Here is a 12,303-nt window from a genome sequence, read left to right as displayed (position 1 = left end):
CGCAGTCGTCAACCGACCGCAGGCTAGGAGATACGCCTACTAGGATTCAGCTGGTTGCGGCTTGGCTGATTATCCCGGCTCTACCGCCTCCGCCTTCGCCGGTGCAAGCCTCCGCACGGCCTCGTCCACGCTGCGGAAGACGTGATCCCGCGGCAGCATGTCGTAGAGGCCGAAGCGTTCGAACGCGGCCTGCGCGCGCAGGGACTCCAGCCGCGCCACCGCAAAGGTGACGTGGCGATCTCGGCAGAGCTTGATCAGGTCGCCCAGCGCCTCTGCCGCGGTGAAGTCGATCTCGGGAATGCCGCCGGCTTCTAACACCAGCAGCCGCGGCGTTTTGGCCTGCAGGACGTCCTGCAGGTCGGCGCGGAAGGTCGCGGCATTGAGGAAGCTCAGCGGCGCCTGGAAGCCGACCACCACGACGTCGTCGATGGTCTCCCCGGAAATGTGCGGATGTGCCGGCCACCAGATCGTCGTGCCCGGCACGCGCTCGAACAGCACGAGATGCGTTCGCGTCGTGCTCCAGATGCCGTGCATTAGCGATAGGGCGATGCCGAGCGCGACGCCTTGCTCGATCGGCAGCACCACGATGGCGGCCGCGGTCGCCGCGACCAGCAGGAATTCGGCGCGCGACTGGCGATAGATCCGTGCGATCTGCTTGAGGCGGATGATGCGCAGCGCCACGAACAGCAGCACGCCGCCAAGCGCAGCGTCCGGCACATGCGCGAGCAGGGTCCCACCGAAGGCAAGCAGGGCCAGCACGATCGCTGCCGCGATCAGGCTCGATGCCTGCGATCGTCCGCCGGTCTCGACGACGATGCCGGTGCGCGGCGGGCTGGCATTGACCGGGAACGCGCCGAACAGGCCGGCGAGCAGGCTGCCGGCCCCGGCCCCGAGAAAGTCGCGATCGACATCCGCGGGCCTATCCGGATCTGACGGAAACGAGCGCGTGGTTGCCGCGGTCTGCACCATCACCACGATCGCGATCAGGAAGGCGAGCGGGAACAGCTTGGCCCATTGTTCGGGCGCGATGATCGGCAGTGATGGAACGAAGCCGTGCGCGGAATCCTTGAGGCTGCCGACCACCTGAACGCCCTTGTGCTCCAGGTTGGCCGCGACCACCAGCAGAGTGGCGCCGGCCAGCGCGATCAGCGCGCCGGGAATCCGCGCGCTGATGCGTTCGGACGACGCGACCACGGCGAGCACGCCAAGGCCGATCACGACCGTGTAGACGTTGGCCTCGTCGATGTGCCGCGCCAGCGTTGCGATACGTTCCAGCGTCGGCCCGTGCGGTGCAGGCAGGCCGAGCACGCCGGGTAGCTGCGAGACGATGATGTGCACCGAGATGCCGGCGAGAAAGCCGACGGTGACCGGCTGCGACAGCAGGTTGGCGATGCCGCCGAGCCTGAACGCACCGCTGCCCATCAGCATGATGCCGACCAGAAGCGCCAGTGCGCCGGCCAGCGCCTGGTAGTCCGGTGAGCCGGCCGTCGCGAGCAGCGCCAGCCCGCCGGCGAAGATCGGCGTGATCGTCGAATCGGCGCCGCAGGACAGGAAGCGGTTGGCACCGCAAAGCGCAAAACCGAGCGAGCCGGCGATGAAGGCGAAGAAGCCGAGCTCGGGCGCGAAGCCGCCGAGCCTGCTGGTTGCCATCTGCTCAGGGATGGCGATCGCTGCGAGCGTCAGTCCGGCAATCAGGTCTGATGACAGCGATGCCGCGCTGTAGCCCTGCAGCGAGCGCAAGAGCGGCCAGGGCCGCTTGCCTGGACCGGATATCTGATCAGTCATCGTGTTCTCTCCGGTCGTTGTGTCGGGTTCGCACCAACGCTGTGGTTCGTCGCGAACTCTCACGCGGAAGGCGGTGCGCTCCCTCTCCCCGTCCTTCACGGGGAGAGGGTTGGGGTGAGGGGCAGACGCACGATCGGTATTAGTTGTTAGACCTGTACCTCCTCACGCGGATTGCTTTGCAATCCGACCTCTCCCCGCAAGCGGGGAGAGGTTACAATGAGCAAGCCGCGGGCCGTGTGCGTATCCCCACTATCTTCGCAAACAAAAGCAATTCGCATCCTCACGCAAGGCCGTGATCCCAGGGCGGCTCGGGCGCGTAGGCGTCGGCTATGAAATCGATGAAGGCGCGCACTTTCGCCGAAGGCGTGCGGTCCGGCAGATAGACCGCATAGACGGCAAGCTGGTCGGACGGCGGCAATTCCAGCGTGATCGGCACCAGTTCGCCGCTACGGAGCGCGTCGGCGACAATGAAGGTCGGCTGATAGATAATGCCCTGGCCAGCGAGCGCGGCCGCGAGCAGCGCATCGCCATTGTTGGCGCGGAGATTGCCAGAGACGGCGATGTCGATCTGCGGCGTGCCGCCGATCCGCCAGCGTCCGGGCCCGGCCTGCGCGAGTGTGTAGCCAAGGCAATTGTGGCTGGCGAGATCGGCGCTGGTGCGCGGCGTGCCGTGCGCTGCGAGATAGGCGGGGGCGGCGCAAATCATCATGCGGCAGCGGGCGAGCCGCCGCGCAACCAGGCTCGAATCGCGCAAGGCGCCGATCCGGATCGCGAGATCCCAGCCTTCCTCGGCGAGATCGACCAGCCGGTCGTTCAGGCCAAGCTCGACGGTAACGCCGGGATAGCGCGCAGCGAACGCCGCCAGCCGCGGCGCGATCTGCCTGACACCGAAGACCAGCGGCACGTTCAGCCGCAGCAGTCCGCGCGGCTCGACTCGCTCGGCCGCCACCGCCGCCTCGGCGGCTTCGATGTCGGCAAGCAGGCGCTCGGTCGAATCGAGATAGCGGCGCCCGGCTTCGGTGATGGTCAGGCTGCGGGTGGTGCGGTGAAACAGCCTTGTGCCGAGCCGCGCTTCGAGCGCCGCGAGATGCTTGGTCACCATCGTCTGCGACAGCCCCATCGCCCGCGCCGCGCCCGACAGGCTGCCGGCACCGGCCACCCGAACGAAGACCTCCATTCCGGTTAGGCGATCTAGCATGGACGATTTCACTCTCCTGGTTTGAGCTATCTTTCCCAAATAGCGGATTATCGCCTGCCAGGAAATGATCCATAGAGACGAGAGATATCCCTTTTCGGAGCTTGCGATGATCGATTCCCGCACTGCGCCTTATGCCGCGCTCCTGCTGCGCCTCACCCTGGGCGGCCTGTTCTTGACCCACGTCAGTCTGAAGCTGTTCGTTTTCACGCCCGCGGGCACCGCTAAATTCTTCGGTAGCATCGGCCTGCCGCCCGAGCTCGCCTATGTCGTGATCGCAGCCGAGATCCTGGCCGGCATCGCGCTCATTTTTGGCATCTTCACCCGCTGGGTCGCGCTGGCGGCCACCCCGATTCTGCTGGGCGCCATCGTCACCGTGCACGGCGCAGCCGGCTTCTTCTTCAACAATCCGCATGGCGGCTGGGAATATCCGGCGTTCTGGACCATCGCGCTGCTGGTCCAGGCACTGCTCGGCGACGGCGCCTATGCGTTGCGCGCGCCGCGTCCGAACCTCGCCAGTGGCGCGCTGCGCAGCGCGCATTGACCTCCTGACCGGAGGATCGAAAATGACACTGCCGAGCCTGTTCGTGTCGCACGGATCGCCGATGCTGCCCTTGACGGATGTGCCGGCCCGGCAGTTCCTGATCGATCTCGGCCGCAGCCTGCCGCGGCCCAAGGCCATCCTGGTGATCTCGGCGCATTGGGAGACGGCCGAGCCCGAGGTCAACGCAGTTGCCAGTAACGAGACCATCTACGATTTCTACGGCTTTCCGCGCGCGCTCTACGAGCTGCACTATCCTGCGCCGGGCTCACCCGACCTCGCGCAAGACATCGCCATGTGGCTTGCGGCCGCCGGCCTTCCCACCTCGATCGACCGCGCCCGTGGTCTTGATCATGGCGCCTGGGTGCCGCTGCTCTTGATGTATCCGGACGCGAACATTCCGGTGCTGCAGCTCTCGATCCAGACCGAGCGCGGACCGACGTACCATCTGGCGCTGGGCCGCGCGCTGGCGCCGCTGCGCGAGGATGGCGTGCTGATCATTGGCAGCGGCAGCTTCACCCACAATCTCGCCGAGTTCCGGGTGCGGCGGCCGGAGCTGAACGCGCCCGCGCTGCCCTGGGTCGATGCGTTCGCCGATTGGGTGCATGAGGCGGCGATCGCGGGCCGCGTCGATGATCTGCGCGACTATCGCAGCCGTGCGCCGTTTGCGGTCAAGAACCATCCGACCGACGAGCACTTTCTGCCGCTGTTTGCTGCGCTGGGAGCAGCCGGCGAGGGGGCCCGCGCCGAGCGTCTGCACAATAGCGCCAATTATGGCGTGCTGCGCATGGACGTCTACGCGTTCCACGCCGCGAATGAGACCGCCGCCGCAGCGTAGATGCCGGTTTGAAATCGGCCGTCGTCGATGGGTGAGCTCTCGCCATCTCCAACGCTGTCATGCTCCGCGCAGGCGGAGCATCCAGTACTCCGCGGCAGCGAAATCGAACCGAAAGGTCACGGCATACTGGATCGTCCGCCTTCGCGGACGATGACAGCGGAGACCACCATTTTCCGCATCAATAGGACCGATACTTCGGAAACGGTGTTCTAGCTAGCTAGAGCTTACTCCTAACTGACTCAAACGCGAAACGGCCGCCGGTGCGAGCTCCGGCGGCCGTTTTGCTTCTGTTGCGATCGCGTGCGTCCCGCATAGCGGCGACCCACGCGACGAACACTCTCATCTTCCGACGCCTCAAGGCCGACGGTTCGGCGCAATCCTCGCAACGGCAGCGCAACGCCTGACGCCGTTTGGACCGCAGCGTCAACGCTACGGGGGATTGTCGATCAGGTCCAATCGTATTAATCTACAATCAGGATAAGAAAACCTGATCATGAACATCTCTCTCAAGCAGCTCAGATACTTCGACTCCGTGGCACGGCTTGCGCATTTTGGGAAGGCCGCGGCGCAATGCGCGGTGACCCAGCCGGCGCTCTCGATGCAGATCCAGGAGCTGGAAAAGACGCTGGGCGTGCAGCTCTTGGAGCGCAGCCGCAAAGGCGTGATCCTGACCGAGGCGGGCCGCGAGATCGCCGCGCGTGCCGAGCGCGTGCTGGCCGATATCCGCGACATCGTCGATACTGCCCATCGCCAGCGCGGCATGCTGGCGGGCGCGCTGCATCTCGGCGTGATCCCGACGCTCGCGCCCTATGTGCTGCCCGCGGCACTGCCGCTGGTGCGCGACAAATATCCGCAACTCGATCTGCATCTGCGGGAGACGCAGACCCAGAACCTGATCGAGGAATTGCTGGGCGGCGAGCTCGATCTCTTGCTGCTGGCGCTGCCGGTCGAGCATCCGGATGTCGAGACCATCAAGCTGTTCAGCGACCGCTTCCTGCTGGCGCTGCCGAAGGCGCGGCATATCGCGGCCAACCGCGTCCGCGCTACGCCCGAGCTGCTGCAGCAGGACCGGCTGCTGCTGTTAGAGGAGGGGCACTGCCTGCGCGATCAGGCGCTGTCGTTCTGCAACCTGCGCCGCGTCGACAACATCGACACCTTCGGCGCCTCCAATCTGTCAACCATCGTGCAGATGGTGGCGAACGGGCTCGGCATGACGCTGTTGCCGGAGCTGTCGGTCGATCTCGAATGCCGGCGCGGCGACATCAAGCTGATGCGCTTCTCCGATCCCGAGCCGCGCCGCGTCGTGGGCCTTGCCTATCGCAAGACCTCGCCGCGCAAGCGCGACTTCGCCGCGCTCGGCAAGTTGATCGCCCAGGCCGCCTCCGCCCAGATCAAGGAGATGGAGTGGGTGTAGCGCCCCACTCGCTCGACGACATCGTCATTGCGAGGAGCGGAGCGACGAAGCAATCCAGCTTTGTTGTTAAGCTCTGGATTGCTTCGCTTCGCTCGCAATGACGATGCCGTTGGACGGTCGTACTGCTGCACGCGATACCGCGTAGCTATTACGCGATAGGCGCGAAAAGACGTCTTGCCGTCGCGATGCCGTCTGCTAACCTTGGCTTATCATGCACCCGCGCGATGCCACCAAACGAGCGTCGCCGGGACCACGGGGGAGGACGTCACATGGGCATCGCATCGGTGCGGACGGCACATGGCGCACGCCAGTGTCACAAGGCAGCAGCGAGCGGGTGGATCGGCTCCGCGCTCGAATATTATGACTTCTTCATCTATGCGACCGCGGCGTCGCTGGTGTTTCCGCAGCTGTTCTTCCCCTCCGGCAATCCGACCGCTGCGATCGTCGCCTCGCTCGCGACCTATGGGGTCGGCTACGTCGCACGCCCGATCGGCGCCTTTGTGCTGGGCCATTGGGGCGACACGCATGGCCGCAAGACCGTCTTATTGGTCTGCCTGTTCCTGATGGGCTTCTCGACCATGGCGGTCGGGCTGCTGCCGACCTATCAGCAGATCGGCGTCACCGCGCCGGTGCTGCTGGTCGTGCTCCGCCTGATCCAGGGCTTTGCGGTGGCGGGCGAGATATCCGGCGCCAGCTCGATGGTGCTCGAACATGCGCCGTTCGGCCGGCGCGGCTTCTATGCCAGCTTTGCGCTGCAGGGCGTGCAGGCCGGACAAATTCTCGCCGCAGCCGTCTTTCTGCCGATCGCGGCGTATATGTCCTCGGACGCTTTCATGAGCTGGGGCTGGCGCGTGCCGTTCCTTTTGAGCTTCTTCGTGATCATCGCCGGCTACATCATCCGCCGCGAGGTGGAGGAGACGCCGGCCTTCGCGGCGGAGGAAGAGCAGGGCCGGGTGCCGAGGGCGCCGGTCGTGCAGGCCTTCAAGACCAGCTGGCGCGACATGCTGCGCGTGGTCTGCATGGCGCTGATGAACGTGATCCCCGTGGTCGCGACCATTTTCGGCGCCGCCTATGCGGTGCAGCCGGCCTACGGCATCGGCTTCGCCAAGGATGTCTATCTCTGGATTCCCGTGCTGGGAAATATCGCCGCGGTGCTGATCATTCCCTTCGTCGGCAGCCTCTCCGATCGGATCGGGCGCCGGCCGCCGATCATCGTCGGCGCGCTCGGCTCCGGCCTGCTCGCCTTCGGCTATCTCCACGCCATCAGCATCAAGGACGTCCCGCTTGCGATTGGGCTGTCGATCCTGATGTGGGGCCTGGTCTATCAGGGCTACAACGCGGTCTTCCCGAGCTTCTATCCCGAGCTGTTCCAGACCCGCTCGCGGGTCTCGGCAATGGCGATCGCGCAGAACACCGGCACGACGATCACCGCGCTGCTGCCGGCCTTGTTCGCGGCGGTCGCGCCGCCCGGTGCCGCGCATATCCCGCTCACGATCGGCGCGATCACCTTCGCAATCACGATTGTGGCTGCGGTCGCGGCGGCCTCCGCCCGCGAGACCTACCGATTGCAGGTGCGCGATCTCGGTAATCCACAGGCGGTGCCGATGGAGAAGCCGGACTACGACCGCCAGCGCGCGGCCTCGTTGGGCGGCGCCGCGCCCGCGTGAGCGGCACACCGCTCGCGCGCGCAAGCCTCTGGACATTCTCCGCGCGTCGGGTTCAACTCGCCGCGTGACGACGAACCATGGCCGTGAGAGCCGGGCGCCGTCCGCCGGACGTTCGCGCATGTCATGACGTGAAGAGCGCATGAGGTGACAAGACGGACGCCGAGCCTCGAGGAAACGAAGGGGAGATTGTCATGGCGGTTTCGCGTCGCGAGCTGTTGGTGGGGGGTGCTGGTGCGCTCGGTGCGGCCTCGTTGCCTTTTCCGATGCCGTCGCTCGCGCAGACCGAACCGATCAGGATCGGCTGCCTCGCGGCCATGACCGGGCCGAGCTCGGCGCCGACCATCGGCTTCAATCGCGGCGTCGATTTCGCGGTCAAGGCGATCAACGCAGCCGGCGGCGTCAAGGGCCGCAAGATCGAGATCGTGATGCGCGACACGCAGGGCGATCCGACCAAGGCGGTCAACGCAACCCAGGAGATGATCAGCCAGGTCAAGGTGCACGGCATCTGGGGGCCGTTCAATTCCGGCGAGGCGCTGGCGACCACGCCGATCATGGCGCGCGCCAAGATGCCCGACATCCATCCTTGCGTGGTCGAGAGCCTGATCGACCCCACGAAATATCCGAACGCGTTCCGCATGGCGCCATCGAACAGCCAGTGGGACGATGCGGTGCGAAACTATTGTCTCAAGGTGCTGAAGGTGAAGAAGGTCGCCGTGATCGGCGATACCACCGGTTATGGCGTTACCGCAGTCGGTGCCTCCGTGGCGGCATTCAAGAAGGACGGCGCCGACGTGGTGTATCAGGCGAATATCGATGCGACCCAGCCGGACATGACGCCCGACATGCTGCGGGCGAAGAACGCCGGCGCCGAGGTGATCGTGGTGTGGAGCGTGACCACCGGCATGGAGGCGCGCATGTTCAACACCCGCGCGGCGATGAACTGGGACGTGCCGTTTGCCGGCCATCCCTCGCTGGCCTCGGGCGAGATCGCAGGGCTGGTCGAGAAGCCGGAGAACTGGAAGAAGGTCTACGCCATCGGCTACAAGAGCTGCAGCTATGATGCCGCCGGCAAGCTGCCTGCGAAGAGCGAGGAGCTGGTTGATCGCCTCACCAAGGCTGGCGTCGCCCTCAATGATACGCTCTTGTGGTGGATCGCCGGCGGCATCGACGCGATCGAGCTGTTCGCGAAAGCCGTCGAGGCCAGCGGCGGCACGGAGTCGGCCGGCATCATCGCCTACCTCAATGGCCTCAACAAATATCCCGGCTATTTCGGCAACTACACGTTCTCGCCGACCCAGCACAACGGCTATCCGACCGAGGAGATCGTGATGTCGGAGGCCTCGACCGCGAAGAACGGCACGTTCGCGCTGGCGCCGGGATATGGCTGAGCGGGCTAGGGGGCAGCGCGCATGCTCGCCTCGATCATCGCTTCCGGGCTGGCGGCAGGCGCGATCTATGCGCTCGTCGGCGTCACCTACAACACCATGTTCTCGACCTCGCGGGTGATGAGCTTCACCGCGGGCCAGCTAGCCATGCTCGGCGGCGTGTTCGGCTCGCTGTTCACCTTGAAGCTCGGCTGGCCCGCGATCGCAGGTTTTGCGATGACGCTGGTCTGTTGCGCCATCATCGGCATCATCACCGAGTTCGTCGCCGTGCGCCCGGTGCTGAAGAGCCTCGACCAGCATCTCTACGTGCTCTCGACGCTCGCGCTCGCGCTGATGATCCAGCAGGTCGCCGCGATCAAATGGGGCACCGAGCCGCAGCCGTTCCCGCGTTTGGTCGGGCTCGGCAGCGGCGTGCTTGACGAGAAATTCTGGCTGCCGGTGGTGGCCTGCGCCGTTACCATTGTCGGTCTCGAAGTTCTCTATCGCCGCACTTTGGTCGGTCGCGCCTTCCTTGCGATTGCGGAGGACAATTTCGCGGCGCGTGCGCTGGGCCTGCCCGAGCGCAATCTGCGCATCGCAAGCTACGCGCTGGCAGGCATCGTCGGCGGCATCGCCGGCTTCTCCGGCGGACAGCTTTTGCTCGCCTTCTTCGCCAACGGCGCGCTTCTGAACTTCTACGGCTTCGTGCCGGTCGCGCTCGGCGGGCTCGGCAACAACCGCGGCGCGATCGCCGGCGGGCTGGCGCTCGGCCTGTTTCAGCAGGCCGCGAACTTCCTGGTCGGCGGCATCTTCTCCTCCGTCGCGGTGTTCACGCTCTTCATCGTGGTGCTGCTCGCCGCGCCGCAGGGCCTGTTCGGCGCCGCCACCGCGCGGAGGGTGTGATGGCGATGCTGACCGCGACCTCCGCGCCGAAGCCGGCCCGCGCGACGTCGTTTGCGTGGGCGCGGCTGGCGCCGTTCCTCGCCATCCTGCTGTCAGCCGCGGTCCTGCCCTTCGTCAGCAATGACTATTGGGTGCTGATCGGTACCCGCATGGCGATCTATTGGGTGCTGGTGTCGGGCCTCAACCTCGTCGTCGGCTTCGCTGGCCACCTCGCGATCGGCTATGTCGCGCTGCTGACGCTCGGCGCCTACACCACCAGCGTCTTGGTTGCCGGCAACGTGCTGCCGTCGCTGCCGGTGTTCGCGGCGCTCGCCATCGCGGCGATCGTCGGCGCCATCTTCGGCGTTGTCGTCGGCTTGCCGGCGCTGCGCCTGCGCACCTTCTATTTCGCGATGTCGACGCTCGGCTTCGCCACCATCGTCACCCAGATCGCGCTGGCCTGGCAGAGCGTCACCGGCGGCGGCATCGGCATCGCGGGACCCGAATTTCCGCATCCCTTCGACACGGCCGCAGGCTTTTATGCGCTGTGCATCGGTTTTGCGACGTTCACCACCTGGATCAGCGCCAATGTCGGGCACAGCCGCTTCGGCCGCGCGCTGATCGCGCTGCGCGACGCCGAAGTTGCCGCCGAGTCCGCAGGGATTTCCAAGCAGACCTTGCTGATCGCGATCTTCCTGCTCGCGGGCGCCTGCGCCGGTGTCGCCGGCGGGCTGTTCGCGAGCTTGCAGACCTACATCACGCCGGACGCCTTCACCTTCGATCTCTCGGTGCTGTTCTTCATCGCCATCCTGATCGGCGGGCGCGGCTCGATTCTCGGTCCGCTGCTCGGCGCCATCATCCTGACCATCCTGCCGGAGGTGGCGGCGCCATTGGCGGCGTGGTCGACCTTTCTGTATGCGGTGCTACTGCTCTTGATCGTGCTGGTGATGCCCGGCGGCATCGCGGCGCTGCTCGATATCCGCAACCGCCGGCCACTCGCGGCGAACCGGGCCATCCTGCCGCGGCCTGCGGCGCTCGCCGAGATCATGCAGGGCAAGCCAGGCGACAAGCCGCTGCGCCTGCGCGGCATCGCGCTGTCCTTCGGCAATGTCCGCGCCATCGACGGGCTCGATCTCGACGTCGCGCCCGGCCAGATCCATGGCCTGATCGGCCCGAACGGCTCCGGCAAGACCACGACCTTGAACGTGATCTCCGGCTACTACGCCGCCAAGGCCGGCACCATGGCGCTCGGCGATGCCGCGCTGCCGCCGGGCCGCCCCGCGCTGCGCGCGACATGCGGCATCGCCCGCACCTTCCAGACGCCGCGCGTGATCGGCGAGGCCTCGGTGCTGGAGAATGTCATGATCGGCGGCACGACCAGCGGCACCGCGAGCTTCGCCGAGGCGATGCTGTCGCTGCCGCGCAGCCGGCACGACGAGCACGCACTTGCCGCAAAGGCGCGCGCGCTGCTCGGCGTCGTTGGTCTCGACGGCCTCGGCGAGGTGCGCGCCGACCGGCTGCAGCACAGCGAGCTGCGCTTCGTCGAGATCGCGCGTGCGCTGATGCTCGACCCCGATATGCTGCTGCTCGACGAGCCGGCCGCCGGGCTCTCCAATGACGAGATCGCGCGGCTGGCCGAGCTGATCCGCGCCATCGCCGCGCGCGGCACCGGCGTCTTGCTGGTCGAGCACCACGCCGACCTGATCTTCGAGATCTGCGATCAGGTCACCGTGCTCAATCTCGGCCGCACGCTCGCCGCCGGCACGCCGGCCGAAATCCGCGTTCACAGGGAGGTCGTCAGTGCTTACCTCGGCGGCTGAGGCGCTGCTCAATGTGCGCGCGCTCGAATCTGGTTACGGCAAGATCCGCGTGCTGCACGGCATCGACATGACCGTATCGGCAGGCGAGGTGGTGGCGCTGCTCGGCCCGAACGGCGCGGGCAAGACGACGCTTTTGCGCGCGATCTCCGGCCTGTTGCCGGTCAATGCCGGGCAGGTTCGTTTCGCCGGCCGCGACATCAGCAACACCACGCCGCGCGAGGCGGCGCGCGCCGGCCTCGTGCATGTCATCGAAGGCCATCGCGTGTTCACGCAGATGTCGGTGACGGACAATCTCCTGCTCGCGGCTTACGACCTGCCGCGCGGCGAGCGCATGGCGCGCGTCGAGCAGGCGCTGTCGTTCTTTCCCGAGATCGCCGCCAAGCGTCACGAGCGCGGCGGCGCGCTCTCCGGGGGGCAGCAGCAGATGCTGACGGTGGCGCAGGGCCTGGTGCGGCAGCCGCGGCTTCTGATGCTGGACGAGCCCTCGGCCGGACTGTCACCGGTGCTGGTCGACCGCGTGCTCGACGTGATCGATCGGCTGCGCCGGCAGGGCACCGCGGTGCTGCTGGTCGAGCAGCTCCTGGAGAAGGCGCTGCGCTGCGCCGACCGCGTCTATGCGCTGGTGCAGGGAAATATCGTGCTGCAGGCGTCCACGAACGAGGGCGACCTGCCGCACCGGCTGGAGCGCGCCTATTTCGGCCATGAGAGTCACGTGCTGGCCGGGCCGTGAGCCTGCTTGCCTGCATCGCAGCTTTGATCCTACAGTCGTCCCGCAAGCCGCGAGCAACGCGCGGCGC

General features: G+C 66.5%; 10 protein-coding genes. 8 read left to right on the top strand and 2 right to left on the bottom strand.

Features of this window, described 5'->3' with window-relative positions:
* Positions 1 to 69 precede the first annotated feature (69 nt).
* Complete coding sequence (locus tag P6U24_RS29330; protein WP_407155908.1) at positions 70 to 1,785, bottom strand: SulP family inorganic anion transporter; 1,716 nt, start codon at positions 1,783 to 1,785, stop codon at positions 70 to 72.
* 280 nt (positions 1,786 to 2,065) lie between these two features.
* On the bottom strand, positions 2,066 to 2,983 hold the full coding sequence (locus P6U24_RS29325) for a LysR family transcriptional regulator (RefSeq protein ID WP_407155907.1): 918 nt from the start codon (positions 2,981 to 2,983) through the stop codon (positions 2,066 to 2,068).
* A 106-nt stretch (positions 2,984 to 3,089) separates the two neighbouring features.
* Here P6U24_RS29325 and P6U24_RS29320 point away from each other — a divergent pair, with 106 nt between their 5' ends.
* The 8 genes from P6U24_RS29320 (at position 3,090) to P6U24_RS29285 (ending at position 12,236) form a co-directional block, all read left to right on the top strand.
* Positions 3,090 to 3,524 carry a DoxX family protein gene (locus P6U24_RS29320; RefSeq protein ID WP_407155906.1) on the top strand — a complete coding sequence of 145 codons (435 nt, stop codon included), beginning with the start codon at positions 3,090 to 3,092 and terminating at the stop codon, positions 3,522 to 3,524.
* Between the two features lie 22 nt (positions 3,525 to 3,546).
* Positions 3,547 to 4,359, top strand: coding sequence for a DODA-type extradiol aromatic ring-opening family dioxygenase (locus tag P6U24_RS29315; RefSeq protein WP_407155905.1), 813 nt, complete (start codon positions 3,547 to 3,549; stop codon positions 4,357 to 4,359).
* A gap of 493 nt (positions 4,360 to 4,852) precedes the next feature.
* On the top strand, positions 4,853 to 5,773 hold the full coding sequence (locus P6U24_RS29310) for a LysR substrate-binding domain-containing protein (RefSeq protein ID WP_407155904.1): 921 nt from the start codon (positions 4,853 to 4,855) through the stop codon (positions 5,771 to 5,773).
* Positions 5,774 to 6,042: 269 nt separating this feature from the next.
* On the top strand, positions 6,043 to 7,440 hold the full coding sequence (locus P6U24_RS29305) for an MFS transporter (RefSeq protein ID WP_407155903.1): 1,398 nt from the start codon (positions 6,043 to 6,045) through the stop codon (positions 7,438 to 7,440).
* A gap of 191 nt (positions 7,441 to 7,631) precedes the next feature.
* A complete protein-coding gene (locus P6U24_RS29300) occupies positions 7,632 to 8,828 on the top strand; it encodes an ABC transporter substrate-binding protein (protein ID WP_407155902.1) in 1,197 nt (398 codons plus the stop codon).
* Between the two features lie 21 nt (positions 8,829 to 8,849).
* Positions 8,850 to 9,707 carry a branched-chain amino acid ABC transporter permease gene (locus P6U24_RS29295; RefSeq protein WP_407155901.1) on the top strand — a complete coding sequence of 286 codons (858 nt, stop codon included), beginning with the start codon at positions 8,850 to 8,852 and terminating at the stop codon, positions 9,705 to 9,707.
* On the top strand, positions 9,707 to 11,506 hold the full coding sequence (locus P6U24_RS29290) for an ABC transporter permease subunit (protein WP_407155900.1): 1,800 nt from the start codon (positions 9,707 to 9,709) through the stop codon (positions 11,504 to 11,506). The genes P6U24_RS29295 and P6U24_RS29290 overlap by 1 nt, the downstream gene beginning before the upstream one ends.
* Positions 11,487 to 12,236 (top strand): ABC transporter ATP-binding protein, encoded by a 750-nt coding sequence (locus tag P6U24_RS29285; RefSeq protein ID WP_407155899.1) that lies wholly within the window; start codon positions 11,487 to 11,489, stop codon positions 12,234 to 12,236. Before P6U24_RS29290 ends, P6U24_RS29285 begins: the two co-directional genes overlap by 20 nt.
* The last annotated feature ends 67 nt before the right edge of the window (positions 12,237 to 12,303 follow it).

This window comes from Bradyrhizobium sp. STM 3557 (genome assembly GCF_045571465.1).
In the GTDB taxonomy this organism is placed as follows: Bacteria; Pseudomonadota; Alphaproteobacteria; order Rhizobiales; family Xanthobacteraceae; genus Bradyrhizobium.
Note: the sequence above shows the minus strand (reverse complement) of the source record. Positions and strands in the feature narration are given on the sequence as shown.